We start from the raw sequence: 26,629 nt of genomic DNA, 5'->3' as shown, positions 1-26,629 counted from the left end.
TTCATACCCACTTTTCCCGAATAAAATTTAAATTGGTGCCTTATTTAACCAACATTAATAGAAAGCAAGAGATAGAAGAGCACTAACGTATTATTGTGCTTCAGTTTAAGTAAGGTCCGATAGAGCAGTTTACGACAAGCAGGAACACTGATTTGCATGATCTCCGCAATTTCCTCATAGGAACATTCCTGCATATAGCGTAAATAAATAATCTCGCGTTGGCGTTCGGTCAGCACACTCAGAATTTCATCGACTTTCTGTGACACTTCCGCCTGTTCTTCCGCCGCGATCATTTCATCCTCCACGGTGATTTTGATTCTGTATGGAAGTTCATCGGTAATCTCACCGGTAAGAACCTCCGAATAGTTCCGTTTAAGTTTATAGGTGTCAATCAATTGGTTTCGCAGGGCACGCAACAAGTAAAATTTAGGATTCTGTATCTCCTGAACATCCTTCTCACGAATACATACCCTGCAAAACACGTCATGAATGGCATCCATCGCTGCCTGTTTATCAAACCCGAATCCTAAAGCATACGAAAACAAGTCGTCGACATAGTCTTTATACAGACTATCAACCGTATGTTTCGTTCTCTCTTTTTCTTCCAGGTTTTCTTTTTTTGGCAGCATTGTATAAAGTTTGTAAATGATAAATTTAGCTTTTCAGAGCCTGTATGATATCTTCCAGCAGGTCATCAGTCCGTTCCAGCCCCACCGAAAGGCGAATGGTTTTCTGACTGATGTCCATATCCCGGCGCTGCTCCTCGGTAAACGAACCGTAGATTGTGCTTGCCGGATGGATAGCTAACGTTTTATTATCAAATAAGTTCGTGGCCCTACGTATGATTCTCAACCGATTTATGAAACGAAAACATATTTCACGCGATGGAAGGTCGAACGTCAACATCGCGCCCGGAAGAGAACCAAACTGCCGGGTACTTAATTCATAAAACGGATTGGTCTCCAAGCCGGTATAATTCACCGACTCAACCTCCGGCAGTTCTTGCAAACACCGTGCCAGTTTCAAACATGTTTCCGCCTGCCGGGCAAACCGGACTTCCATTGTTTCAAGCCCGAGTGTCTGCATATAAGCTACCTGGGGAGTCATGTATGCTCCGAGATTACGATGAATCTCCCTACGGAGTTTCGCGGTAAAAGCCTCCTTCCCGGTATCTGTACTCAAAGCTGCCAACTTACCGGAATGCCCCCAATCAAAGGTGCCATAGTCAATTATCAGTCCTCCAATGCAGGTAGCACCTCCCGAAATATATTTCGTACTGGACACAATCTCAATATCGACTCCGAAATCCGCCGCACGAAACACATGGAAAGGAACCGCCGTTGTATCTGCCAGCAATGGTACTCCGGCACTATGGACAATACCGGCAAGGGCTTTCAAATCGGCCACTTCCAGCTGCGGATTGGTAATAACCTCCAGAAAAAGCGCACAAGTATTTTCATCGATCTGCCTCTCCACTTCTTCAAGGCATGTCAGGTCACAGAAACGTACTTCTACCCCAAAAGCTCCTAACGTACTTTTCAGGAATGAATAGGTATTGCCGAATAAATGCGCCGAAGTCACGATATTAGCTCCTGCACTTGCCAAAGTGATCAGAGCATTGCTGATGGCAGCCATTCCGGAATTCAACGCCGTCACGCTCAGCGCACCAGTCACAGCCTGTACACGTTGCTCGAAGTACTGCACCGTAGGGTTTGTAATTCGTGAATAAGCATGTCCGGCTGTCCGTCCACAGAAAGCAGCTTCCATCTCTTCAGCAGTTTCAAATTCATAAGCAGCAGTATGATATACCGGCATGGAAAGAGAATGATATGCATCCTCTTTCTCAAAAGGAGTATGCAGTATTTGTGTCTCGAAACTATTTTTTTTCATCCTGAAAGTCTTTTTATATAAATTCCACAAATTATGCTATTGTGTCATGCTTCTTCCCGTATGCCTGCTTTATCTGATCCAGTGCCTGCTCCAGCACACTCCTCGGACAAGCCACGTTAAGACGCATAAATCCTTCTCCCTCTTTGCCAAACATTGCACCATCGTTCAGTGCCAGATGTGCATCATCAACAAAGAAACTTACTAATTCTTTCTGCGACAGTCCCAGTTCGCGACAGTCCAGGAAAATCAAGTAAGAAGCCTGGGGACGAATCATCCGTATTGCAGGGATATTCGCTTTCAGATATTCGTCCGTAAAATCAATATTTCCCTGAATGTATTCCAGCACCTGATCCAACCACTCCGTTCCATTACTATAAGCAGCGGCCACTCCAAGATAAGCAAACAAATGTCCTTCACTGAACTCACTGGCCTCCATATACGTCTGGAAACGACGACGAATGTCTTCATCCTCTATGATACAGTACGAACTGGCAAGTCCCGGCATATTGAAAGCTTTACTGGGCGACATAAACACGAGTGAATTCCGACGGGCTTTCCCCGATACCAACGCAAAAGTGGGATGCGTATATCCGGGCAATGTCAGGTCGGCATGGATTTCGTCCGAAATGACCAAAACCTGATTATCATAACAGATTTCCGCAATCTCAGCCAACTCTTCCTGGGTCCATACACGTCCTCCCGGATTATGCGGATTACTAAGGATCAGTATTTTGCATCCTTTCACATCGGTACGGAAACGTTCGAAATCGATCTGATACTGTCCATCTTCCAAGACCAATGGGCTATAGACCACTTCCCGATGATTATGTTCCGTTACCAGAAAAAACGGATGGTAGACAGGAGGCATCACCATCACTCGATCGCCCGGAGCAGTGAAACATTGCAAAGCAAAAGCCAGTCCACGCACAATTCCCGGAGTAAATGTCAGCATCTCCCGGGTAATATTCCACCCATGGCGTTCTTTCTGCCAATTGATAATGGATGTATACCAGGCTTCGCAGGCAAAAGTGTATCCCAACACTTCATGATCCAACCGGCGACGGATAGCTTCTATCACAAAAGGTGGAGTACGGAAATCCATGTCGGCCACCCACATCGGAAGCAGGTCATTTCTTCCCCAACGTTCCGGCACTGCGTCATACTTCACCGAGTCTGTCCCCCGGCGTTCTATCACTTCATCAAAGTTATACTTCATAAGGGTTCTCTTTTTAAGTTCAGCCTGCAAATGTACAATTCATCTGTTTCATAATGAAACCAAATGAGCTATTTTAGCAGACAGCAGTTAAAATTTACCATCATTGTGCTATTCAGTTACTCTATATCAGGCTTTTTCAGTACATTTGTGCTCCATTAAAGAAAAGACGTATGATAAAAGCCCTGTTTTTTGATATAGACGGGACGTTGGTTAGTTTCAACACGCACGAAATTCCTTCGTCTGCCCTCTCGGCCATAACCGAAGCCAAAGCTAAAGGAATTAAGATTTTCATTGCTACCGGACGTCCGAAAGCGATTATTAACAACCTGTCGGCCCTCCAGAAACAAAGTTTGATAGACGGTTACATCACCATGAACGGAGGATACTGCTTTGTAGGAGATGAAGTGATTTACAAACATTCCATCCCGGCAGAAGATGTCAAGACACTTGCTGCCCTTTCGGACGAGAAAGGTTTTCCCTGCATCTTTGTCGCCGAACATACCGTAGCCGTCTGCAACCCCAACGAACTGGTAAACCAAATTTTCCACGAGTTCCTGCATGTAGACATCCTGCCCGTTCAGACTACTGCCGAAGCTACCCAAACCGAGATTTTCCAGATGACCCCGTTCATCACCACCGAAGACGAAAAAAACATATTGCCTTTACTCCCGCACTGCGAGTCCGGACGCTGGTTTCCGGCATTCACAGATGTTGTGGCAAAAGGTATCCGTAAGCAAAAAGGGATAGACGAAATCATCCGCCATTTCGGCATCCGCCTGGAAGAGACAATGGCATTCGGTGACGGAGGCAACGACATCAGCATGCTGCGCCATGCAGCCATTGGAGTGGCCATGGGCAACGCAAACGACGAAGTCAAAGAGGCAGCCGATTATGTGACTGCATCGGTGGACGAAGACGGCATACAAAAAGCATTAAAACATTTCGGTATCATCTGACGTGGAATTTACTATAGACACCGGCAATAAAGAATTTCAGGATGCACTGAACCTGATTCAGTACACCCGGCAATCGGTTTTCCTCACCGGAAAAGCGGGGACGGGTAAATCGACTTTCCTGAAGTATATCTGCAAGAACACCAAGAAAAAGCATATCGTACTGGCCCCCACCGGCATCGCCGCCATTAATGCCGGTGGCAGTACTTTACACAGTTTCTTCAAGCTCCCCTTCCATCCATTGCTGCCCGACGACCCCAACCTAAGCCTGCAACGGGGACGTATCCACGAATTCTTCAAGTATACCAAGCCCCATCGGAAACTGTTAGAACAGGTAGAGTTGGTCATTATCGACGAGATATCGATGGTGCGGGCAGATATGATTGATGCCGTAGACCGTATCCTGCGAGTATACAGCCGCAACCTGCGTGACCCATTCGGCGGGAAACAGGTTTTACTGGTGGGCGATGTATTCCAGCTGGAACCGGTGATCAAAGGAGATGAACGAGAAATCATCAACCGTTTCTATCCCACTCCTTACTTTTTTTCGGCACGGGTTTTCAACGAAATAGAGTTGGTATCCATCGAATTGCAAAAGGTATACCGGCAGTCGGACGCGGTTTTTGTCAGCGTACTCGATCACATTCGCAGCGGAGCTGCCGGAGCCGCAGACCTTCAGTTGCTCAATACCCGCTATGGCGCTCCCATCGATGCCTCGGAAGAGGATATGTACATCACCCTTGCCACCCGTCGCGATACGGTGGAAACCATCAATGACCGACGACTTGCCGAACTCCCCGGAGATCCGGTAGTATTCGAAGGCGAAATCAACGGAGATTTTCCCGAAAGCAGCCTGCCGACATCCAAGGACCTGACTTTGAAACCCGGAGCACAAATCATCTTTATCAAGAACGATTTTGAACGCCGCTGGGTGAACGGGACCATCGGTGTAGTAAGCGGAATCGATAACGACGGTATCATCTATGTCATCACCGATGACGGTAAAGAGTGCGATGTCCACCGTGAATCGTGGCGAAACATTCGCTATAAGTACAATGAAGAAAAGAAAGAGATCGAAGAAGAAGAGTTAGGCACCTTCACTCAATATCCCATTCGGCTGGCATGGGCCATCACCGTACACAAAAGCCAGGGATTGACCTTCAGTCGCGTAGTTATCGACTTCACCGGCGGAGTGTTCGCCGGAGGACAAGCATACGTAGCTCTCAGCCGTTGCACCTCGCTCGATGGCATTCAATTAAAAAAGCCTGTCAGCCGTGCCGACATCTTTGTCCGTCCCGAAATCGTAAGTTTTTCCGGAAGATTCAACAACCGGCAAGCTATCGACAAAGCTCTGAAACAGGCACAAGCAGATGTGCAATATGCCGCAGCTGCCCGTGCTTTCGACAAAGGAGATTTCGAATCGTGTCTTGAACAGTTTTTCTTGGCCATCCACTCCCGTTACGACATAGAGAAGCCTACCGCCCGGAGACTGATCCGCCGGAAACTGGGTGTCATCAACCTGTTGCGTGAACAGAAAAGGAAGTTACAGGAACAAATGGCCGCACAGCAAAAAAGTCTGCAAAAGTACGCACGGGAATATCTGCTGATGGGCAACGAATGCATCACCCAGGCACATGATACCCGGGCTGCACTGGCCAATTACGACAAAGCAATCGAACTATATCCCGAATACACCGATGCATGGATACGGAAAGGAATCACACTTTTCAACGAGAAAGAGTTCTTTGATGCCGAGAGTTGCCTGAACCGGGCAGTCAGTCTTCGTCCGACAGATTTCAAGGCACTCTACAACCGGGGCAAACTCCGTCTGAAAACAGAGAATACGGAAGGCGCCTTGGCCGATCTTGACAAAGCAACCACCTTGAAACCGGAACATCCGGGTGCACACGAACTTTTTGGAGATGCACTGCTGAAGGTGGGGAAAGAGTCAGAAGCGGCCATACAATGGCGAATCGCAGAGGAATTACGAAAAAAGAAGAAATAAGATAAGTTCATTTCTGCAATGGTCTTGAAGTCGACTCACCACAGAGTAACACGGAACTTCACAGAGTTTTAATCTTTTATTATAGGTACTTAAAATTTCTGTGAGACTCCGTGTTACTCTGTGGTGAGCTTAACTTGCTCCTATCCAAACATAATCCATCATCACCTTGGACTTCTCGTCTTTTATTATTAACTTTGTTACCACTATCAACCTAACAACCAGTGCAATTATGAAAAAAGGACTCAAAATTACAACAATCGTCATCGGTGTCATCCTGATACTGATGTTTCTCCTTCCTTTTGCCTTCCGTGGCAAAATTGAAGGTATCGTAAAAGCCGAAGGAAACAAAATGCTGAACGCCCGGTTCGATTTCAGCAGCCTCGACATCAGCTTGTTCCGTAATTTCCCGAAAGCTTCCGTTACCCTAAACGATTTTTGGCTGAAAGGAACAGGAGCGTTTGAAAACGACACGCTGGTGAAAGCCGGTGAAGTTACTGCCGCCATTAACCTGTTTTCGCTCTTCGGAGACAGCGGATACGATGTTTCCAAAGTATCTGTCACAGATACCTGGCTACATGCCATCGTACTTCCTGACGGCAAAGCCAACTGGGATATCATGAAACCCGATTCAGCCACCTTCAGCGAGACATCGGAGAGCAGCGAATCTTCTCCCTTCCGGATTAAACTTCAGCGCTTTGTTATCAAGAACATGAATGTGGTGTATGACGACCGACAGTCCGCCATGTATGCCGACATACACAATTTCAATGCGCTTTGCTCGGGCGACCTGGGCAGCGACCAGACTTTGCTCAATTTAGAAGCAGAGACCGAAGCCCTGACTTATAAGATGAATGGTATTCCCTTCCTCTCACAAGCCAACATCTATGCCAAAATGGACGTGGACGCTGACCTCGTACATCACAAATTCACACTGAAAAAGAATGAATTTCGCCTCAACGCCATTAAGGCAGGCATCGACGGATGGGTAGAACTGAAAGATCCTGCCATCAACATGGACCTGAAGCTCAATACCAGCGAAGTGGGCTTTAAGGAAATTCTGTCCCTGATACCAGCCATCTACTCCAAAGAATTCAAGAATCTGAAAACAGACGGAACCGCTACCCTCGAAGCCACGGCAAAAGGAGTATTACAAGGTGATACCGTCCCCGGGTTCGATGTGCGGTTATCAGTAAAGAATGCCATGTTCCGTTATCCGTCCCTGCCGGCAGGAGTCGACCAGATCAACATTGACGCACAAGTACGTAACCCGGGAGGTAATATCGACCTGACAGAAATCAACATTCGTCCTTTCAGTTTCCGTCTGGCAAACAACCCGTTTAGCCTGACTGCCGATATAAAGACACCGGTCAGCGATCCGGACTTTACAGCCGAAGCAAAGGGAGTGCTTAATTTAGGAATGATCAAGCAAGTATACCCGTTGGACGACATGGAACTGAATGGCACCATTCGTGCAGATATGAAGATGGGCGGACGCCTTTCGTACATCGAAAAAGAGCAATATGACCGTTTCTCCGCATCGGGTACCATCGCCCTTAGCGACATGAAACTAAAAATGAAAGAGATACCTGATGTAGAAATCAGACAATCCCTGTTCACTTTCACTCCGAAATATCTGCAACTCAGCGAGACCACAGTAGCTATTGGCAAGAACGACCTTACTACCGACAGCCGATTTGAAAATTACATGGGTTATGCTCTGAAAGGCACTACATTGAAAGGTACCTTGAATGTCCGGTCGAACCATCTCAATCTGAACGACTTTATGACAGCCTCAACCGACAGTACCACCCAAACGGCACAGGCAGCTTCGCCCAATGAAGCAGCCAGCCTGATAGAGGTTCCACGCAATATCGATTTCCAGATGGATGCCAACCTGAAAGAGGTATTGTTCGACAAGATGGCCTTTACGAATATGAATGGAAAACTGGTTGTAAAAGACGGAAAAGTGGATATGAAAAACCTGTCGATGAACACCATGGGAGGCAAGGCTATTATGAACGGATATTATTCTACCGCCGACTTAAAAAAACCGGAGATGAATGCGGGGTTCCGCCTGGAGGGACTCAGCTTTGCACAAACCTACAAAGAATTGAATATGGTACAGCAAATGGCTCCTATTTTCGAGAATCTGAAAGGAAACTTCTCCGGCAACATGCATGTGCAGACTTTGCTCGACAACCGGATGGAGCCCGTCATGGATACGATGCAAGGCAATGGCAGCCTTTCGACCAAAGACCTTAGCCTCAACGGTGTAAAGGTTATCGACCAGATAGCCGATGCCGTGAAGAAGCCTGAACTCAAAGATATGAAAGTGAAGGACATGACGCTGGACTTCACCATCAAAGAGGGAAGGGTGTCTACCGAACCGTTCGACATTAAGTTAGGAGACTATGTGATGAACCTTTCAGGAAGTACGGGACTTGACCAGAGCATCGACTACTCGGGAAAAATCAAGCTGCCGGCATCAGCGGGTGATATTGCCAAACTGACTACACTCGACCTGAAAATAGGGGGCACTTTCTCTTCGCCCAAAGTTTCACTGGATACGAAAAGCATGACCAACCAGGCAGTGGAAGCAGTCACAGATAAGGCAATCAGCGAAATAGGGAAAAAACTGGGACTGGATTCGGCAACTACGGCCAATAAAGATTCCGTGAAGGAAAAAGTAAAGGAAAAAGCCGTAGAAAAAGCACTTGATTTCTTAAAAAAGAAGATTAAATAACGAACAATTATGATACTCAAACTTTACGAGAAAAACAATAATCCCCAGGACCTGCAACGGATTGTAGACCTGCTGAATGACGGGGGACTGATTATCTATCCCACGGATACCATGTATGCCATCGGTTGCCACGGCCTGAAGGAACGTGCCATCGAGCGCATCTGCCGGATTAAGGAAATAGACCCAAAGAAAAACAATCTCTCTATCATCTGCTACGACCTGAGCAGTATCAGCGAATATGCCAAGGTAGACAATAACATCTTCAAACTGATGAAACGCAACCTGCCCGGTCCCTTCACCTTTATTCTGAACGGAACGAACCGGTTACCTAAAATCTTCCGTAACCGGAAGGAAGTGGGCATCCGTATGCCGGACAACCACATCATCCGGGAGATCGCGCGTCTGCTGGATGCTCCGATCATGACCACTACCCTGCCTCATGACGAACACGAAGACATAGAGTATATCACTGACCCGGAACTGATAGACGAGAAGTTCGGTGACCAGGTAGATCTTGTGATCGACGGAGGAATCGGCGGAATCGAACCTTCGACCATCGTAAACTGTACTGACGGAGAGGTAACCATCGTCCGGCAAGGCAAAGGGGAACTGGAAGAAGCCTGACCCCAGCAAACAATTTTCAAATACACGGTGTTAATATATAAAACCTAAACAATAGTATTTGATTATGAAGAAAGTATTATTCCTTGCATTAGTACTGGCCATTGCCACCGCATGCAGCCAAACAAAGGAGTCGTATCTGGACGGCTTCAAGCTTTTTGTCGAAAGCGTACAGAAAAACGCCCAGGACTATACAAAAGCCGACTGGGAAAAAGCTGACGAGCAATTTACGAAGCTAAAAGACAGTTATAACAAATTCAGTGAGCAAATGACCTCGAACGAAAAGGACGAGATAGTAAAACTGGAATCCACTTATGCCGCCCTGAAGCTGAAGAAAATAGGCAATGACTTGAAAGAGGGTGCCAAAGACGCTTTTGAGAAAGCCAAAGACACAGCGAAGGATGCAGCAAAAGATGTGAAAGAAGGTACCCAAAAAGCTGTGAAGAAAGGCGAGAAAGCAATGGAAGGGATCAAAGACGGTCTGAAAGATTAGTCCCGCCCAACCGGACTTTATGTATCAGACCGATAAAAAGAAGAGGATAGGCCGAAAAAACGATTGACCTATCCTCTTCTTTATTTTTATGCTTATGTATTACTTCAGCAACGATTGCGGATCGAGATGATCTGCTTCGATGTCCTTGAAGTAACGGTAAGTACCTACTTTCAGTTCGGCAGTAGCAGCATCGTCACAAACGATGATACCCTTCTCGTGCATCTGTAACGCACTGATAGTCCACATCTGAGTAATAGCACCTTCTACGGCATGATACAATGCACGTGCTTTGTTGTGACCGTTTACGATAATCATCACCTCACGGGCAGAAAGCACAGTACCTACTCCGACTGTCAACGAAGTTTTGGGAACCTTGTTGATATCATTATCGAAGAAGCGGGAGTTAGCGATAATCGTATCCGTAGTCAGTGTCTTCTGACGAGTGCGAGAACTCAGTGAAGAACCCGGCTCGTTGAAAGCGATATGACCGTCGGGACCGATACCTCCCATAAACAGGTCGATACCACCATACGATTTGATCTTCTCTTCATAACGTGCACATTCAGCATCCAGATCGGCAGCATTCCCATTCAGAATGTTCGTGTTCTCCGGTTTGATGTCGATATGGCTGAAGAAGTTGTTCCACATAAAAGAATAGTAGCTTTCCGGATGTTCCTTCGGCAGTCCCACATATTCGTCCATGTTGAAAGTAACAACATTCTGGAACGATACGATTCCTTTTTTATTCAGGTCGATCAGTGCCTTATACATACCCAGAGGAGATGATCCGGTGGGGCAACCCAATACGAAAGGTTTTTCCGGAGTAGGATTGGCAGCTTTGATCTTAGCAGCAACATAATGTGCTGCCCATTGAGAAACGGACTGATAGTCCGGCTGAATGATTAGTCTCATGTTCGATTGTTTTTATCAGGTTAATAAATTAGGGGTAACTTATACTCTGTCTTTTTTTAAACGGTCGGCCATGGCACGCGCCAGATTCTCACACTGTTGATAGGTGATATCATTCATGGCCTGTTTCATCTCTACAGGGTCGCCGACCAGTTCGAATTTACTTTTTTCGGCAAACTCGGCCATGCGTTTCACGGCGGCACCGGCCCATGTGAACGAACCGAAATAGCCCAGATAACGTCCTTTCAACTCACGTACCAGTATTTTGGACAAAAGCGACTCTATTTCCGGGAAAATCTGGTTGCTGTAAGTCGGGCTACCAACAATCAATCCTTTGTAACGGAAGATATCGGCAAGGATATAAGAAGGATTGCTCTTGCTGACGTTGTGCATCACGATGTTTTTAATGCCCTGGGCCGACAGTTCGGCAGCTATGGCCTCCGCCATCTGTTCGGTATTGCCATACATGCTTCCGTAAGCAATCACCACACCTTCGTCTGCATCGTAGCGGCTCAGTTTATCGTAAATGCCTACCACCTTAGTGATATTTTCGGTCCATACCGGACCGTGTGTAGAGCAAATGGTCGAAATGGGAAGTCCTCCCAGTTTTTGCAAAGCTTTCTGTACGGGCGAACCGTATTTTCCGACGATATTGGAGTAATAACGTACCATTTCGCCCCAATAGTGATCGATATTCATGCGTGTATCCACAAATCCGCCATCCAGCGTACCGAAACAGCCGAACCCATCACCGGAGAAGAGTACACCATCCGTTTCGTCGAATGTCATCATCGTTTCCGGCCAATGCACCATCGGAGTAAGGTAAAAACGCAGTTTATGACGTCCGAGAGCAAGGAAATCACCATCTTTTATCAGATATTGCTCGCCTGTCACACCATAGAAACCTTCGATCATTCCAAAAGTCTGCTTATTGCCAACGATTACAATATCAGGATAGTGCTGTTTAATCAATCGGATAGAACCTGAATGGTCCGGTTCCATGTGATTTATAATCAAATAGTTGATAGGACGGTCGCCTATGATACTTCTGATTTTACGAAGATATACTTCGAAATAGCAAATATCCACTGTATCGATCAGTGCCACCATTTCATCATCAATCAGATAAGAGTTATACGAAACTCCATAGGGCAAAGGCCACATTCCCTCAAAGAGGTGCTTGTTACGGTCGTTAACTCCCACATAATGAACGTTTCCTTTAATTCTTGTTTTCTGTTCCATTCTTTATTTTAGTTTAATTAATTACGGGGCACGAGTAACAACGCCCAACGGCACTCTAAACTTGCAACTCGTAACTCGCAACTCATTCGCTTCGCAAAAATAGTTCTTTTTTTCTAAACCGAGTATGCCTTTCCCTGATAAGCACCTCTTTCTTTCATTCTTTTTTGCACGCGGGCTGTAAATTCATAATTCTTCAATCCCCAGTCGGGTGCAATCAAGAGTTCTTTAGGTGATTGTGAAACGAACCGTTCGAGTATCAGGTCGGGACGCAGATGTTCCACATAGTCGATTACCAGATCGATATACTCGTCGACACTAAAGAGATGAAAATCTTCGGGATGGAGTTCAAACTCACGTGCCATTTTCGTGCCACGTATCAGCTGCAACTGATGCATTTTGAGAGTGGTCAGGGGCAAACGTGACAACTCTGTCGCCTGGGCTATGATCTCTTCGCGACTCTCTCCCGGAAGACCGAGAATGACGTGCCCCCCGGTTAAAATACCACAAGCTGCGGTCCGTTGAACGGCTTCTACCGTATCGGCATAGGTATGCCCCCGGTTAATACGTTTGAGTGTAGCATCCCGGGTGGTTTCAATGCCATACTCCACCAAAAGGAAAGAGTGTTTATTCAGCTCTTCCAGATAATGCAGCAGAGGATCCGGCATGCAATCGGGACGTGTACCGATGACCAATCCCACTATGCCATCTACGCTCAGAGCTTCTTCGTATTTCCGTTTCAGTCCTTCAAGTTCGGCATAAGTATTGGTATAAGCCTGAAAATAAGCCAGATATTTCATATCCGGATATTTATGGGCAAAGAACTGCTTCCCCTCTTCAAGTTGCCGGATGACGGATTTCTCCGTTTTGCAGTATTCAGGATTGAATGTCTGGTTATTACAATATGTACAGCCTCCCAGCCCCTTCGTTCCGTCCCGGTTGGGACATGTAAAACCCGCATTGAGAGATATCTTCTGCACCTTGTAAGGAAAATATTTTTTCAGAAAGAAAGTAAACTCGTTGTATAAAGGCATCGGAGCCGATTCAGTCATAGAATATTATATTTTTGCAATTAGTGCAAATATAATAAATCTATTCCGGCTACCGGTCCTTTCTCCATAAGATTTTTATGAAAGGGTGTAGCCATCCGGAGGAAAGGGTGTAGCCCCGGGCACAAAAGGGTGTAGCCATCCGCTTCGTATGGCTACACCCTTCCGTTTATTCCCAGATAGGAGTTATTATAGCTCCAGCCGTTCTTTCAGCAGCTTATATCCGGAGTTACTCACTTTCAGCTTGACCCCATTTTTCAGTAAGAGTTGATAGTTCTCTTTCCCGAAGAGTTCCACCCGTGATATTTGTGTCACGTTTACTATCGTAGAGCGATGTACGCGCACAAATCCGGCCGACGGCAGATGGGCATCGAAGTACTTCATCGTCTGCTCTTTGACATATTGTCCCGAAGGGGTCACTAATGTGACGTAATCGCCACATGCCTGTATGTACAGCAATTCGTCGGTACAGATCAGGTGAATATGCGTACCGTCTTTCACCGTGATGCGGTCAATGCATTCCGCCTCTTCCGGCGACGCTTTCTCTTCGCGGCATCCGGCCTGCTTCAGTTCTTCACGAAGGGCTTCTTCTCTTGAAACAGCCTCTTCTAATATCTCCTCCTGAACAGTGCTCAACGACTGTAAACGATACCACAACATCATCACTCCCCAAGCCAATGCTCCGAACAGTATGCGGAAAGGGAGCGTCTCTCCGAAAGACGCATAGACTTGTCCCAGGTTCTGTTCCATCACATATTGCACGGCAAAGCCTCCCGCCAGCCAAAAAAGCAGCGCCAGGGCGGCTATCAGCAGATCTGTTTGCAATATGGAGACGAGGCCGATGACATACCATGCCAGATAGGCCAGGAGGCAAAGCAAACCGACGGATAAAAAGCCGTCTATTGCAGCCGGAAGCGTGTCGGCCCCGGCATAGCCCCAAAGTAATGCTGTTTGTATCCCTGCTGCGGCAACGGCCAATATCAATGCCGTCATCCACCGTCGGGAAGATTCTTGTATAGGATGTATATCCATGTTTTATTTTCAACTTTTTATTTCAATACCTCCGAATGTCAAGTCGCCCCGGATGACCAATATCCGGTTCTGGTCGATCACACCTCCACCAAAACGTTTGTCTTGACATCCGCCCAGGCAGGTGTTACACCGAAACACTACTTTCCAATCGGAAGGCACATAAATTTCTATTCCACCAAATGTACAATCAATATCGAGAAACGTTTCACCTTCGGGAAGGGTTGTACGCCGCAGGTCAATAATCGTCCCGCCAAACGAATTCTGTATCGTCCCGCCTTTAAAGAATTCATCGAGCACCACTTGCCTGATACCGCTAAAAGTATTCTCCGAGTGAAGCACTCCATCCGTAGAGTTATATTGGCTGCTGGCAAAGTTTCCCCTCCGCATCCGTTCGTGCCGGGCACGTTTCGGCCTGAATAAAAAAGCGAGTCCAATAACAATCAATATAATCGGGAAAAGAGTGATATGGACTCCCGCCGGAAACCATCCCAGATGCGGACTTATTAAATAAGCCCCGATGCCAACCAGAATCAATCCCCGCAGAATCTGACGGCGCAGCATCAGGTATACTCCCAAGAGAATCAGAAGCATTTGCCAGGACACCAATAGGTCAAACAGGGCATAAGTAATCCATCCCAGATTACGGGCCAGTAGAAGCACTCCTGCCGTTATAAAAATAAAGGCAATAAAAAACTTACCGTATCTCCGAGCGGGAGATGAAAACTCTTTCTTTTCCATATATCATTTCATTGTTAATTATTTCATCTAATCTTCGTCCACAAAGATAGGTCATTTGCCACCACCCGGAAAGGCTTTTTCGTCAATAACGGTAGCAAAACCGATGAAAGGGGGATAACTCCCGACAAATCCGGAATCATTTCTCACCGATTGCGCACGATCTGAACTGATATATTCATATATCTTTTTTTGTTAGTATTTATTATATGGCCCACCAATCGATTTCAGTCAGTTTTTCGAACACGCTCAAACACCCATGAATAAAGGGATACAGCACTGTTTGAGAGGTGGCTCGGAGGCTGGCCCACTTTCCGTGTCTCCAACGTCCGGGACAGAGCCTCCGTTTCTGCTCTCCGGAGGCTCTGTCTGTACCCGGAAGAGCCTCTGCCCGGAGCCAACAGAGGCTCTGTTTTTTTCGTTTCCGAACGCTATTTCACAGATATTTTAACCCTCTCGTTTTGAAGGCTCACCGTTTATCCTTACCTTTGCCGGCACTATAGAAACAACCTAAAAATCATCTAAAGCCAATGAAAAGAAAATTCATTTTTCTGTTTTTCTGTCTGTGCTGCCTTGCCGGCTTCGCACAAGGAGGCAAAGCGCTCGACCTGAAAGAGATCAACTCAGGCAAGTTCAGTCCCGAAAACATCTATGGTGTGGTTCCCATGCCAGACGGCGAACATTACACACAAAGAAATGCCGAAGGCACACAAATCGTGAAATATTCCTTCCGCACGGGTGAACCGGTGGAAGTGGTATTCGATGTGGCCAAAGCTCGCGAATGTCCTTTCAAGAAATTCGACAGCTATCAGTTTTCACCGGACGGATCAAAAATTCTGATTGCAACGGAAACAACCCCTATCTACCGTCACTCTTATACGGCAGTCCACTATCTGTATCCGGTGAAACGGAACGATAAAGGGGTTACTACCAACAATATCGTAGAAAAACTCTCGGACGGCGGCCCGCAGCAAGCTCCGGTATTCTCACCGGACGGCAATCTGGTGGCATTTGTCCGCGACAATAACATCTTCCTGGTGAAGCTCCTGTATGGCAACAGCGAATCGCAGGTGACGGAAGACGGCAAACTGAACAGCGTGCTGAACGGTATTCCCGATTGGGTATATGAAGAAGAGTTCGGTTTCAACCGTGCCCTGGAGTTCAATGCCGACAATACCATGCTGGCTTATGTCCGCTTCGACGAGTCGGAAGTGCCATCATACACCTTCCCGCTGTTTGCCGGCGAGGCTCCACGCAACAATGCGTTGCAGGACTACCCGGGCGAGTATACGTACAAATATCCCAAGGCAGGTTATCCCAACTCTAAGGTATCGGTACATACGTTCGACATCAAATCAAAAGTGACCCGTCAGGTAAAACTGCCGATAGACGCCGATGGTTATATCCCACGCATCCGTTTCACACAAGATCCGAACAAACTGGCCATTATGACGCTGAACCGTCATCAAAACCGCTTCGACATGTATTTTGCCGATCCCCGCAGTACAGTATGCAAGCTGGCTTTACGTGATGAATCTCCTTATTACATCAACGAGAACGTATTCGACAACATCCGGTTCTATCCGGACAATTTCAGTTTTGTAAGCGACAAGAGCGGATATCCGCACCTGTACTGGTATAGCATGAACGGCAACCTGATTAAGCAGGTGACCAGCGGCAATTATGAAGTAAAAAGCTTCATCGGATGGAATCCGGATACCAACGAGTTCTATTACACCAGCAACGAAGAGAGTCCGATGCGCCAGGCTGTATACAAGATAGACCGTAAAGGCAAGAAGGTGAAACTGAGCAATCAGCAAGGAACCAACAGCCCGATCTTCAGCAGTTCGATGAAATATTTTATGAACAAGTTTACCAGCCTCGATACTCCGATGCTGATTACACTGAATGACAATACGGGTAAAGTATTGAAAACTCTGGTGACCAATGATAAACTGAAAGAAAAGTTAGCCGGATATGCCATACCGCAAAAGGAATTCTTCACTTTCAAGACCACAGAGGGAGTAGACCTGAACGGATGGATGATGAAACCTGTGAACTTCGATCCCTCAAAACGCTATCCGGTACTGATGTTCCAGTATAGCGGTCCGGGTTCGCAACAGGTTCTGGACAAATGGGGAATCAGCTGGGAAACATACATGGCAAGTCTTGGCTACGTAGTGGCTTGTGTGGACGGTCGCGGCACAGGAGGCCGTGGAAGCGAATTCCAGAAGTGCACCTATCTGAATCTGGGCGTAAAAGAGGCAAAAGACCAAGTGGAAGCTGCCAAATATCTGGGTGGCCTGCCTTATGTGGACAAAGGACGCATCGGCATCTGGGGATGGAGCTTCGGCGGATACATGACCATCATGAGTATGAGCGAAGGTACACCGGTATTTAAAGCCGGAGTCGCTGTTGCCGCACCTACAGACTGGAAATATTACGATACTGTATATACCGAACGCTTCATGCGTACTCCGAAAGAAAATGCCGAAGGCTACAAAGCTGCCTCAGCATTCAGCCGTGCAGACAACTTGCATGGAAACCTGCTTTTGGTACACGGTATGGCAGATGACAACGTTCACTTCCAGAACTGTACCGAATATGCCGAACACCTGGTACAGCTTGGAAAACAGTTCGACATGCAGGTATATACCAACCGGAATCACGGCATTTATGGCGGAAATACCCGGAACCATCTGTATACGAGGTTAACGAACTTTTTCCTGAACAATTTATAAGAAACCGCTTCAGGAGGCTGTATCAAAAGTCTTTTCACCACGGAGTAACACAGAGTAGCACAGAGTCTTTTTTTACTAATCATCAACAATTTAAAGTATACTCTGTGTTACTCTGTGTCCTCTGTGGTGAGCTTTGAGACAGCCTCTCTATCATTAAACAAAACAGTACTATCATATGGGAAACGATCAACGGGTACGCAAACCCGAATGGCTTAAGATCAGTATCGGAGCCAACGAACGCTATACGGAAACCAAACGTATTGTCGAATCGCACTGCCTGCACACCATTTGCAGCAGCGGGCGCTGCCCCAACATGGGCGAGTGCTGGGGAAAAGGTACGGCCACGTTCATGATTGCCGGTGACATCTGTACCCGCAGTTGCAAATTCTGTAATACCCGGACCGGGCGTCCTTTGCCTCTGGACCCTAACGAACCGTTGCACGTTGCGGAATCGGTTGCCTTGATGAAGCTCTCACATGCAGTCATCACATCGGTGGACCGCGATGACCTACCCGACCTGGGCGCCGCCCATTGGGCGCAAACAATTCGTGAAATCAAACGCCTGAATCCGGAAACGACCACCGAAGTACTGATCCCCGACTTCCAGGGGCGCAAGGAACTGGTTTCCCAAGTGATAGAAGCCGGTCCGGAAATCATTTCCCACAATATGGAAACCGTAAAACGTATCAGCCCACAAGTGCGTAGTGCGGCCAATTATCACACCAGCCTGGAGGTGATCCGTCAGATAGCCGAGAGCGGTACAACAGCCAAATCGGGTATTATGGTCGGTTTGGGCGAAACTCCTGCCGAAGTGGAGGAGTTAATGGACGACTTGATTACCGTCGGTTGCAAAATCCTTACCATCGGACAATACCTGCAACCGACCCATAAACACTATCCGGTTGTGGCATACATTACCCCGGAACAATTCGCCATCTATAAAGAAACAGGGCTCAAAAAGGGATTCGAACAAGTAGAAAGCGCACCATTAGTACGTTCATCATATCATGCGGAAAAACATATCCGATTTAATAAGAAGTAGTAAGAACATAACAGGCTCCTTGTTTGTTTTACAAGTAAACGGCAAAATAATACAATAAAAACATATGGGTAACAAAGGAGTACTTTCTTCCGCATTTAATATGTCATTGGGCTTTATCCCTGTTATTGTTTCCATCCTTTTATGCGAATTTATAACACAGGACATATCAATCTATATCGGTACAGGTATCGGACTTATCTTTTCATACAGGTCCCTGTCCCGTAACGGGGCGCGTATACCCAATTTTATCCTTTATATCTCTACGGGAATTTTGACACTATTGACTCTGGCAAGTCTCATTCCCGGAGATTTTGTCCCGGTAGGAGCTTTGCCCCTGACACTTGAAGTCAGTATATTGATTCCAATGGTTATTCTTTTCTTACACAGGAGAAGGTTCATTAACCACTACCTGCGCCAGAGTGCCCAGTGCAACCGCCGACTGTTTGCCCAGGGAGCGGAATCGGCTGTCGTATCGGCACGGGTTGTTTTGATTCTGGGTATTCTGCACTTTGCCGTTATCAGTCTGACTATCCTGATAGCACATCCTCTCACTCCGACTTCCACGCTGGTGCTTTACCACATATTGCCGCCTGCCATATTTATCCTCAGCATTCTGTTCAACCAGATAGGCATCCGTTATTTTAATCATGTAATGGCCCATACAGAATATGTGCCCATCGTCAACACCCGTGGCGACGTCATTGGAAAAAGCCTGGCCGTAGAAGCCATCAACTACAAGAATGCTTATATCAACCCGGTAATACGCATTGCCGTCTCTACCCATGGCATGCTGTTCCTTTGCAATCGTCCGCAAAGCTGTATTCTCGACAAGTTCAAAGTGGATATACCGATGGAATGTTATCTCCGGTACGGAGAGACGTTGACCGAAGGTGCCAACCGCTTATTGAGTAATGCTTTCCCAAAAGCATCGGATCTGAAACCTACATTTACCATCTCCTATCATTTCGAAAATGCACAGACCAACCGTCTGATTTATCTGTTTATTGTCGAAATGGAAGATGATTCTATCCTCTGCGATCCACGGTTCAAAGGAGGAAAACTGTGGACTTTCCAACAGATAGAACACAACTTAGGCACTCACTTCTTCAGCGAATGCTTTGAGTTGGAATATGAACACCTGAAACAGGTTATTGGTATAAGAGAAAAATACAAGGTATCTTAGTCAGGTCGGGCACTTTTCCCTGCCACTCTTTGATGGTCTTGGTGCGGATGTACTCACCCTCACAGGTGATATTCGCTGCAATGCAAAGACGTGTTTGCGGACGGCAGTTATGCAAAATATCCTCCACCATCTTATTATTCCGATAGGGCGTTTCTATAAACAGCTGTGTCTGATGTTCGGCATATACCCGTTGTTCAAGAGCTTTAAGCTTTTTGGCACGCTCAGCCGGCTCTATAGGCAGATATCCGTGAAAGGCAAAGCTTTGTCCGTTAAATCCCGATCCCATCACAGAAAGAATGATAGACGAAGGGCCCACCAACGGCACTACCTTCAGGTTCTTACGTTGCGCAATAGCCACGACATCGGCTCCCGGATCGGCAACGGCCGGACAACCGGCTTCCGAAATCACTCCCATAGACAATCCACCGATCAACGGTTTCAGGTAACCGGAAATATCTTCAGGAGAAGTGTGCTTGTTTAAGGGATAAAAGGTGAGCGAATCGATGTCAATCTCACGATCCACCTTTTTCAGGAAACGGCGGGCCGAACGGACATCTTCGACAATAAAATGCTTGATTCCCAGAATAATTTCTTTATTGTAGGGTGGTAATACAGACTCGATGGGAGTGTCGCCCAATGTAACGGGCAAAAGATAGAGAGCGGTATCCATGAACAAGGGATTTTTATAATAAGAATTTTACGGATTAAAACGAGATTCGGTGAACATACGTTCGTAATCGTTCATTTCGAGCAATTGCCGTAAGGTTGTTTTTTTATGATGTTTCATATACGAAGTGATGATTTTTGTACCAATCCAGGTACCCACCATCGAAGGCGCATTCTCGCCCAGAGTATTAGTGAAAGGAGCCGGACGGGTATATTGGCGTACCACCATCGGATCTGTTGCATGCAGATGATCTTTTTCAAGAATATATCTCCACATCTGCTGCTGGTTCTCTTTGCACCATTCTCTCTCTACATCCGAATAGCCCAATGCTTCTTCCGAAGAGGAATAATCCAACAGGTGCTGCACCACATAATTAATTTTACCGAAGTGCATCATCACATCGAGCAGTGTACGGGAGTAATCCATCGGGAAAGGATACTGGCTCATCAGATAGTATACCAGACAATCGGGTACAATCCGGTCGGGACGCATGGTACGTCGCTGATAACCATAATAGAAACGCTTGTAAAGCGGATAATCTTCGCCCATATACTTGTCAAGGCTGATGCCCAGTACGCTATCGGACAGAACGATGGATTCATTGAATGCCGAAATTTGTGTGTATATCATGGGGATCATAATATCCGGCACTTCCTTTTGCAGTTTCCCGAAGCCTTTGGTCAACTCTTTCTCGACAGATCCCAATTCGGGATATCTGGTTTCCACATCCTCTATCAGACGGATCAGAGTGGTGTCCGAATAGAATGTTTTCAGTCGCTGGAATATATGATCGTCACTTACCTGCCCGATGGCCAATACATCTTCAATCAGCAGTTTAGTAGGCAGAGAATATTCCAGATTCATTTTTTGTAAAGCAGAAAAGCTGTTGAAACGAACGTATTCGTCCAACAGCTTATCATATCTGACTACGGAAATCCCCTCTTCCTCCATTGGGTCTGCGACAGGCTCTGCCTTCCCCACCCGGCAGGATGCGAAAAGCAGACTTAGCAAAACAAGGAGAATATAGTTCTTCCGTATTTTCATTGCCTTAACCGTAAATGATATTACCGTTTTCGTCTTTATATTCGTCCAGACCCTTTTCGTAAGTAGCCATCGCCCGAAGACTCATACCAACACTCGAGAAACCACCATCGTGGAACAGGTTCTGCATGGTCACCTTACGGGTAAGATCAGAGAACATTACGATGCAATAATCTGCACACTCGTCGGCAGAAGCATTGCCCAACGGAGACATGCGGTTGGCAAAATCATACAGTTTGTCCATGCCCTTCACACCGGAACCGGCTGTGGTAAAGGTAGGCGACTGAGAAATCGTATTTACACGTACATTGTGCTCACGACCATAAATGTAACCAAAGCTGCGGGCAATAGATTCAAGCAATGCCTTAGCGTCAGCCATATCGTTGTATCCATAGAAAGTACGCTGTGCAGCTACATAACTCAATGCCACGATAGAACCGTATTCGGCAATTGCGTTTTGTTTCTTGGCAGCCTGGATCATTTTATGGAATGAAACAGCTGAAACATCCAGGGTAGTATTCAACATATTATAGTCGAGATCATCGTAAGTACGTTTCTTACGAACGTTCGGTGACATACCGATAGAGTGCAATACAAAATCAATCTGACCACCGAGAACTTCCATCGAGCGTTTAAATACGTTCTCCAAATCTTCTACGTTAGTGGCATCTGCAGCAATCACTTCGCAATTCAACTTCTCAGACAAAGCAGAAACCTGTCCCATGCGGACAGCAACAGGAGTATTTGATAATGTAATAACAGCACCTTCTTCAACGGCTCTTTCGGCTACTTTCCAGGCAATAGACTGCTCGTTTAATGCACCGAAAATAATACCTCTTTTTCCTTTCAACAAATTGTAACTCATACCTTTTAATGTTAAATTAGGTTGCAAAGATATAGATTTTCTGCATAAAAGCATGAAAAGTGTGCAAAGAAAAGACCGAAACCACAAAAAATACACTAAAATAGGGTATTTATTACATATAACAGCCACTCCTGTCACTACAAAGGCCGGATTATTAAAGCAACCGTCTGTCGCCTTAAATGACGGCAGCATTCGTCGTTAATGCCGGTTGCATTTACAGAGTCTCCTGCCCTGTCCATATCAGTAGTCCATAAGAGCAGATATATTATTCACAATTGTTTATCGGGATTGAAGATCAAAGAGATCGGTCGTGGAAACAAAGAAAGAGAAGTAATTCAAGAAAAATAAAAAAATAGCAAAGTTCTGATGGTACTTTACTATAACTGCTTTTCGCCATCAATGGGTTTTCTAATATTAAGTTAATAAACCCATTTTATTCGTAACAAATAGCTACCAACGGGACAAAGATAATAATATATTTTAATAAATCACAAACAACGCTTCTATTTTTTCAAATATATCATAAAAAAACATTTCGTCCAAGATATAATAACTCACTTATTAAAAAAAACAGGTAGACCTTTGGTAATTTAATAAATTAAAGTTATAAGGACTATTACAGGCAACCGACATTCACTATAATCAACTAATATACAACAGATAGCAGTTTTAGCGTTCAACACTTATCCGCACTCCTTTTACAGTATTTCTGTTTGTCATAATCAATTAAGTACCATCAGAACTTAATAGAAACTTGAAATTAGAAACAATTGTAAATATATGTCATAAATCACAATCAATACAACAACCCTAATAAAGAAGCTTATGAAATAAAACAGAGAAAAGACTTTAGCACAGATTCCGAAGGAACCGATTCCCCGGAAAATTTAAGAAACAAACTATTCAAAATGATGTTTAACCGAACAATTTAGTGTATGACAGAAAAAACTAACCTGTTTCCGAGCCTAATCCGGCTTCGAGAAACAAATCGCCTGAAAATGGCAATCGCTGCTTCTATCATGCTATGGTGCGCAACACCGCAGCAAGCAGCAGCCAATACTTACGAAGAACACGGAATTGAAACTGTACAGCAGGCCAACACCAAAGTGAAAGGTACAGTAGTGGACGAAACCGGAGAACCGATGATCGGTGTATCCGTTAAAGTCCTGGCAAATAACACAGGTACGATTACCAACCTGCAAGGGCAATTCTCTATCGATGCCCCCAAAGGAAGTAGTATCGAGATCTCGTTCATCGGCTACAAAACCGTTACAGTAAAAGCAACCGGCTCTCCTATTAACGTTACCATGAAAGAGGACTCGCAACAACTGGATGAAGTGGTCGTTGTAGGTTATGGTTCACAGAAAAAAGTCAATGTGACAGGTGCCGTAGGTATGGTCAACTCCGAAGTGCTTGAGGCCCGTCCGGTACAAAATGTATCACAAGCCCTACAAGGTGTGGTACCGGGTTTGAACTTCTCAGTTGGAAACAGCGGCGGAGCATTGGACAGTAGCCTGGACATCAACATCCGCGGTGCCGGTACCATTGGCGACGGATCCGGTTCTTCTCCTCTTGTATTGATAGACGGTATCGAAGGCAACTTAAATTCAGTGAACCCCAATGATGTAGAATCAGTATCGGTATTAAAAGATGCTGCTTCTGCTTCAATCTATGGTGCCAGAGCCGCATTTGGCGTAATTCTGGTTAAGACCAAAGAAGGAAAAGCCGGTAAACCGATTGTTTCCTATGGAGTAAATGTACGTTTTTCAGACGCCTTATGTGTACCAGAGATGCTTGACTCTTATCGTTTTGCACAGTACTTTAATCGTGGTTCCGAAAATGTAGGTGAAGGTGCCATCTTCAGTGCCGAGTCTATGCAACGTATTAAAGATTACATGGATGGTAAAATCACTACAACTACCACAGCAAACCCCAACAATCATCACTGGAATGCTTATGGTGGTGCCAACGCAAATACAGACTGGTTCAAGGAATTTTATGATGACTGGGTACCTTCACAAGATCATAATCTGAGTATCAGTGGCGGTAATGAAAAGACACAATATAGCATCAGCGGAAGCTTCCTTGACCAAAACGGATTACTCCGTCACGGTTCTGATACCTTCCAGCGTTATACGGTAAATGGACGTATCACTACTCAAGTTTTTGATTGGTTGAGAGTCTCTTATTCTACCAAATGGACACGGGAAGACTTCGAAAGACCTTCTTACCTGACAGGCTTATTCTTCCACAACATTGCACGCCGCTGGCCAACTTGTCCGGCTTACGACCCCAATGGCTACCCATTGGATGGTATGGAAATTATCCAGTTGGAAGATGGTGGTAAACAAAAAAATCAAAAAGATCTGAATACACAACAGATTCAATTTGTTTTTGAACCCATCAAAAACTGGAAAATCAATGTAGAAGGTAGCTTACGTACCACCAACACCAATGAACATTGGGATGTATTGCCAATCTATGCACATAATGAATATGGTGAACCCTATGGCGTACAATGGGGCGATTATCCTATAGGCTCGTCCAAGGTAAATGAATATGCCTACAAAGAAAATTATTATAGCACCAACATCTATAGCGACTACTTTAAACAATTCGACAGTGGACATTATTTTAAGGTAATGCTGGGTTTCAACTCCGAACTCTACAAAACAAGAAATGTATCAGGAGAAAAAAGCACATTGATTACTCCTACCGTACCTACAATCAATACTGCTACCGAAAGCCCGAACGCATCGGGAGGTTACGCAGAAAATGCAGTCGCCGGTTTCTTTGGACGTATCAATTACAACTACAAAGATCGTTACATGGTTGAAGCAAACGGACGTTATGACGGCTCTTCACGCTTTATCGGAGACAAACGCTGGGGATTTTTCCCTTCATTCTCTGCCGGATGGAATGTAGCACGTGAACCATTTTTTGAACAAATAGCCCAGAAGTGTAACATTGGTACACTGAAACTTAGAGGCTCATGGGGACAATTAGGCAATACAGATACGAAAGACGCATGGTATCCATTCTATCAAACAATGCCGGTAGGCAGCAACTACGGTTGGCTGGTGAATGGCACACGCCCCAATTATGCGAATCTCCCGGGTATCGTGAGTTCACTTAAAACATGGGAAACCATCGAAACATGGGATGTTGGTTTGGATTGGGGATTATTCAATAACCGTTTTACCGGATCGTTTGACTACTTTGTTCGTTACACTTATGACATGATTGGTCCGGCTCCCGAACTCTCAAACTCTTTGGGGACAGGAGTTCCTAAAATAAATAACTCGGATATGAAATCGTATGGTTTCGAATTAGAAGTTGGTTGGAGAGACCGCATCAAAGACTTTGCATATGGCGTTAAATTTGTATTATCGGATGCACAACAAGAACTTCTCCGTTATCCGAATGATTCCAAAAGTTTAAGTGGATCTGCCTATTATAAAGGCAAAAAATTAAATGATATCTGGGGATACGTAACCGAGGGAATCGCACAAAGTCAGGAAGAAATGGATGCACACTTGGCTAAAGTTGATCAGTCATCTATGGGAAGTAAGTGGGGGGCCGGTGACATTATGTACAAGGACCTGAACGGAGATGGAAAAATTGATAACGGCAGCAATAAACTGGGAGACTCGGGAGATATGAAAATTATTGGTAACAGTACTCCGCGTTTTAACTACGGTATTACTCTGGATGCTTCTTGGAAGGGCATCGATTTCCGTGCCTTCTTCCAAGGTGTAGCCAAACGCGACTATTGGTTGACAGGTCCTTACTTCTGGGGTATGAGCGGTACAGGCGAATGGCATGCTGCCGGATATAAAGAACATTGGGACTTCTGGCGTCCCGAAGGTGACCCATTGGGCGCAAACACCAATGCCTATTATCCACGTGTCCTGAAAAACGACAGTAGAAATATGAAAACGCAAACCCGTTATCTGCAGAATGCCGCTTATTGCCGGATGAAAAACTTACAGGTTGGATATACACTTCCGAAAGCATGGACCAATAAAGCTGGCCTGTCAATGGTACGCATCTATGTTTCAGGAGACAACCTGTTGACGATTTCTGATATTACAGGTATTTTCGACCCGGAAGCATTAGGCAGTACTTATGATGCCAACTCTGGCAAGTTATACCCACTACAGCGTGTTATCTCTGTAGGTTTGAATGTTAACTTCTAAAATATG

Annotated in this window: 20 protein-coding genes; 9 read left to right on the top strand and 11 right to left on the bottom strand. The window is 45.6% G+C overall.

What is annotated here, in order from left to right:
• Positions 1–44 precede the first annotated feature (44 nt).
• From DBK98_RS08970 to DBK98_RS08960, 3 genes are read right to left on the bottom strand one after another with little or no spacing between them, the layout of a single operon-like run.
• A complete protein-coding gene (locus tag DBK98_RS08970; protein ID WP_005810078.1) occupies positions 45–629 on the bottom strand; it encodes an RNA polymerase sigma factor in 585 nt (194 codons plus the stop codon).
• Positions 630–654: 25 nt separating this feature from the next.
• Positions 655–1,890 carry a PLP-dependent transferase gene (locus DBK98_RS08965; protein WP_005810082.1) on the bottom strand — a complete coding sequence of 412 codons (1,236 nt, stop codon included), beginning with the start codon at positions 1,888–1,890 and terminating at the stop codon, positions 655–657.
• A 31-nt stretch (positions 1,891–1,921) separates the two neighbouring features.
• Positions 1,922–3,106, bottom strand: a complete 1,185-nt coding sequence (locus DBK98_RS08960) for a MalY/PatB family protein (protein ID WP_005810085.1) — start codon at positions 3,104–3,106, stop codon at positions 1,922–1,924.
• A 170-nt stretch (positions 3,107–3,276) separates the two neighbouring features.
• Between DBK98_RS08960 and DBK98_RS08955 the strand changes: the two genes are divergently transcribed.
• From DBK98_RS08955 to DBK98_RS08935, 5 genes are all read left to right on the top strand, one after another.
• Positions 3,277–4,062: a Cof-type HAD-IIB family hydrolase gene (locus DBK98_RS08955; RefSeq protein WP_005775725.1), complete on the top strand. Its 786-nt coding sequence runs from the start codon at positions 3,277–3,279 to the stop codon at positions 4,060–4,062.
• Between the two features lies 1 nt (position 4,063).
• Complete coding sequence (locus DBK98_RS08950) at positions 4,064–6,064, top strand: AAA family ATPase (RefSeq protein ID WP_005818600.1); 2,001 nt, start codon at positions 4,064–4,066, stop codon at positions 6,062–6,064.
• 229 nt (positions 6,065–6,293) lie between these two features.
• Entirely contained in the window at positions 6,294–8,807 is a 2,514-nt protein-coding gene (locus DBK98_RS08945) for an AsmA family protein (RefSeq protein WP_032535653.1), read from the top strand.
• A gap of 9 nt (positions 8,808–8,816) precedes the next feature.
• Positions 8,817–9,431 (top strand): L-threonylcarbamoyladenylate synthase, encoded by a 615-nt coding sequence (locus DBK98_RS08940; RefSeq protein ID WP_005775721.1) that lies wholly within the window; start codon positions 8,817–8,819, stop codon positions 9,429–9,431.
• A gap of 64 nt (positions 9,432–9,495) precedes the next feature.
• Positions 9,496–9,921, top strand: coding sequence for a DUF6565 domain-containing protein (locus tag DBK98_RS08935; protein WP_005775720.1), 426 nt, complete (start codon positions 9,496–9,498; stop codon positions 9,919–9,921).
• A gap of 99 nt (positions 9,922–10,020) precedes the next feature.
• Here the strand turns inward: DBK98_RS08935 and nagB are convergent, their stop codons facing one another.
• From nagB to DBK98_RS08910, 5 genes are all read right to left on the bottom strand, one after another.
• Positions 10,021–10,833, bottom strand: coding sequence for a glucosamine-6-phosphate deaminase (gene nagB, locus DBK98_RS08930; RefSeq protein WP_005775719.1), 813 nt, complete (start codon positions 10,831–10,833; stop codon positions 10,021–10,023).
• Between the two features lie 39 nt (positions 10,834–10,872).
• A complete protein-coding gene (locus DBK98_RS08925) occupies positions 10,873–12,072 on the bottom strand; it encodes an FprA family A-type flavoprotein (protein ID WP_032535652.1) in 1,200 nt (399 codons plus the stop codon).
• Between the two features lie 113 nt (positions 12,073–12,185).
• Positions 12,186–13,121, bottom strand: a complete 936-nt coding sequence (locus tag DBK98_RS08920; protein ID WP_005810094.1) for a TIGR01212 family radical SAM protein — start codon at positions 13,119–13,121, stop codon at positions 12,186–12,188.
• 186 nt (positions 13,122–13,307) lie between these two features.
• Positions 13,308–14,150 carry a LytTR family DNA-binding domain-containing protein gene (locus tag DBK98_RS08915; protein ID WP_005810096.1) on the bottom strand — a complete coding sequence of 281 codons (843 nt, stop codon included), beginning with the start codon at positions 14,148–14,150 and terminating at the stop codon, positions 13,308–13,310.
• Between the two features lie 9 nt (positions 14,151–14,159).
• Positions 14,160–14,888: a LiaI-LiaF-like domain-containing protein gene (locus DBK98_RS08910; RefSeq protein ID WP_005810098.1), complete on the bottom strand. Its 729-nt coding sequence runs from the start codon at positions 14,886–14,888 to the stop codon at positions 14,160–14,162.
• A 527-nt stretch (positions 14,889–15,415) separates the two neighbouring features.
• On the opposite strand from DBK98_RS08910, the gene DBK98_RS08905 reads away from it, so the two are divergent.
• The 3 genes from DBK98_RS08905 (at position 15,416) to DBK98_RS08895 (ending at position 19,851) form a co-directional block, all read left to right on the top strand.
• Positions 15,416–17,626, top strand: coding sequence for a S9 family peptidase (locus tag DBK98_RS08905; RefSeq protein WP_005810100.1), 2,211 nt, complete (start codon positions 15,416–15,418; stop codon positions 17,624–17,626).
• Positions 17,627–17,801: 175 nt separating this feature from the next.
• Complete coding sequence (gene lipA, locus DBK98_RS08900) at positions 17,802–18,668, top strand: lipoyl synthase (protein WP_005810102.1); 867 nt, start codon at positions 17,802–17,804, stop codon at positions 18,666–18,668.
• 64 nt (positions 18,669–18,732) lie between these two features.
• Positions 18,733–19,851, top strand: coding sequence for a hypothetical protein (locus tag DBK98_RS08895; RefSeq protein WP_005810104.1), 1,119 nt, complete (start codon positions 18,733–18,735; stop codon positions 19,849–19,851).
• Here DBK98_RS08895 and DBK98_RS08890 read toward each other — a convergent pair.
• Genes DBK98_RS08890 through DBK98_RS08880 form a run of 3 tightly spaced genes read right to left on the bottom strand, consistent with a single transcriptional unit; the run spans position 19,817 to position 22,424 of the window.
• Positions 19,817–20,521 carry an SAM-dependent methyltransferase gene (locus DBK98_RS08890; protein WP_005810106.1) on the bottom strand — a complete coding sequence of 235 codons (705 nt, stop codon included), beginning with the start codon at positions 20,519–20,521 and terminating at the stop codon, positions 19,817–19,819. The two genes, DBK98_RS08895 and DBK98_RS08890, sit on opposite strands and share 35 nt — an antisense overlap.
• Before the next feature lie 27 nt (positions 20,522–20,548).
• Positions 20,549–21,562, bottom strand: a complete 1,014-nt coding sequence (gldB, locus tag DBK98_RS08885) for a gliding motility lipoprotein GldB (RefSeq protein WP_005810107.1) — start codon at positions 21,560–21,562, stop codon at positions 20,549–20,551.
• Between the two features lie 4 nt (positions 21,563–21,566).
• Entirely contained in the window at positions 21,567–22,424 is an 858-nt protein-coding gene (locus DBK98_RS08880) for an enoyl-ACP reductase (protein WP_005775707.1), read from the bottom strand.
• Between the two features lie 935 nt (positions 22,425–23,359).
• Between DBK98_RS08880 and DBK98_RS08875 the strand changes: the two genes are divergently transcribed.
• A complete protein-coding gene (locus DBK98_RS08875) occupies positions 23,360–26,623 on the top strand; it encodes a TonB-dependent receptor (RefSeq protein WP_032535651.1) in 3,264 nt (1,087 codons plus the stop codon).
• Positions 26,624–26,629 lie beyond the last annotated feature (6 nt).

The organism is Bacteroides sp. PHL 2737 (assembly GCF_004115325.2).
Classification (GTDB): domain Bacteria; phylum Bacteroidota; class Bacteroidia; order Bacteroidales; family Bacteroidaceae; genus Bacteroides; species Bacteroides hominis.
The sequence above is the reverse complement of the archived record's forward strand: the minus strand, read 5'-3'. Positions and strand labels throughout refer to the sequence as shown.

What these genes read in the sequence shown, in the direction of transcription:
- DBK98_RS08970 (WP_005810078.1), bottom strand. Translation starts at nt 629, where the DNA reads ATGCTGCCAAAAAAAGAAAACCTGGAAGAAAAAGAGAGAACGAAACAT.
- DBK98_RS08965 (WP_005810082.1), bottom strand. Translation starts at nt 1,890, where the DNA reads ATGAAAAAAAATAGTTTCGAGACACAAATACTGCATACTCCTTTTGAG.
- DBK98_RS08960 (WP_005810085.1), bottom strand. Translation starts at nt 3,106, where the DNA reads ATGAAGTATAACTTTGATGAAGTGATAGAACGCCGGGGGACAGACTCG.
- DBK98_RS08955 (WP_005775725.1), top strand. Translation starts at nt 3,277, where the DNA reads ATGATAAAAGCCCTGTTTTTTGATATAGACGGGACGTTGGTTAGTTTC.
- DBK98_RS08945 (WP_032535653.1), top strand. Translation starts at nt 6,294, where the DNA reads ATGAAAAAAGGACTCAAAATTACAACAATCGTCATCGGTGTCATCCTG.
- DBK98_RS08940 (WP_005775721.1), top strand. Translation starts at nt 8,817, where the DNA reads ATGATACTCAAACTTTACGAGAAAAACAATAATCCCCAGGACCTGCAA.
- DBK98_RS08935 (WP_005775720.1), top strand. Translation starts at nt 9,496, where the DNA reads ATGAAGAAAGTATTATTCCTTGCATTAGTACTGGCCATTGCCACCGCA.
- nagB (WP_005775719.1), bottom strand. Translation starts at nt 10,833, where the DNA reads ATGAGACTAATCATTCAGCCGGACTATCAGTCCGTTTCTCAATGGGCA.
- DBK98_RS08925 (WP_032535652.1), bottom strand. Translation starts at nt 12,072, where the DNA reads ATGGAACAGAAAACAAGAATTAAAGGAAACGTTCATTATGTGGGAGTT.
- DBK98_RS08920 (WP_005810094.1), bottom strand. Translation starts at nt 13,121, where the DNA reads ATGACTGAATCGGCTCCGATGCCTTTATACAACGAGTTTACTTTCTTT.
- DBK98_RS08915 (WP_005810096.1), bottom strand. Translation starts at nt 14,150, where the DNA reads ATGGATATACATCCTATACAAGAATCTTCCCGACGGTGGATGACGGCA.
- DBK98_RS08910 (WP_005810098.1), bottom strand. Translation starts at nt 14,888, where the DNA reads ATGGAAAAGAAAGAGTTTTCATCTCCCGCTCGGAGATACGGTAAGTTT.
- DBK98_RS08905 (WP_005810100.1), top strand. Translation starts at nt 15,416, where the DNA reads ATGAAAAGAAAATTCATTTTTCTGTTTTTCTGTCTGTGCTGCCTTGCC.
- lipA (WP_005810102.1), top strand. Translation starts at nt 17,802, where the DNA reads ATGGGAAACGATCAACGGGTACGCAAACCCGAATGGCTTAAGATCAGT.
- DBK98_RS08895 (WP_005810104.1), top strand. Translation starts at nt 18,733, where the DNA reads ATGGGTAACAAAGGAGTACTTTCTTCCGCATTTAATATGTCATTGGGC.
- DBK98_RS08890 (WP_005810106.1), bottom strand. Translation starts at nt 20,521, where the DNA reads ATGGATACCGCTCTCTATCTTTTGCCCGTTACATTGGGCGACACTCCC.
- gldB (WP_005810107.1), bottom strand. Translation starts at nt 21,562, where the DNA reads ATGAAAATACGGAAGAACTATATTCTCCTTGTTTTGCTAAGTCTGCTT.
- DBK98_RS08880 (WP_005775707.1), bottom strand. Translation starts at nt 22,424, where the DNA reads ATGAGTTACAATTTGTTGAAAGGAAAAAGAGGTATTATTTTCGGTGCA.
- DBK98_RS08875 (WP_032535651.1), top strand. Translation starts at nt 23,360, where the DNA reads ATGACAGAAAAAACTAACCTGTTTCCGAGCCTAATCCGGCTTCGAGAA.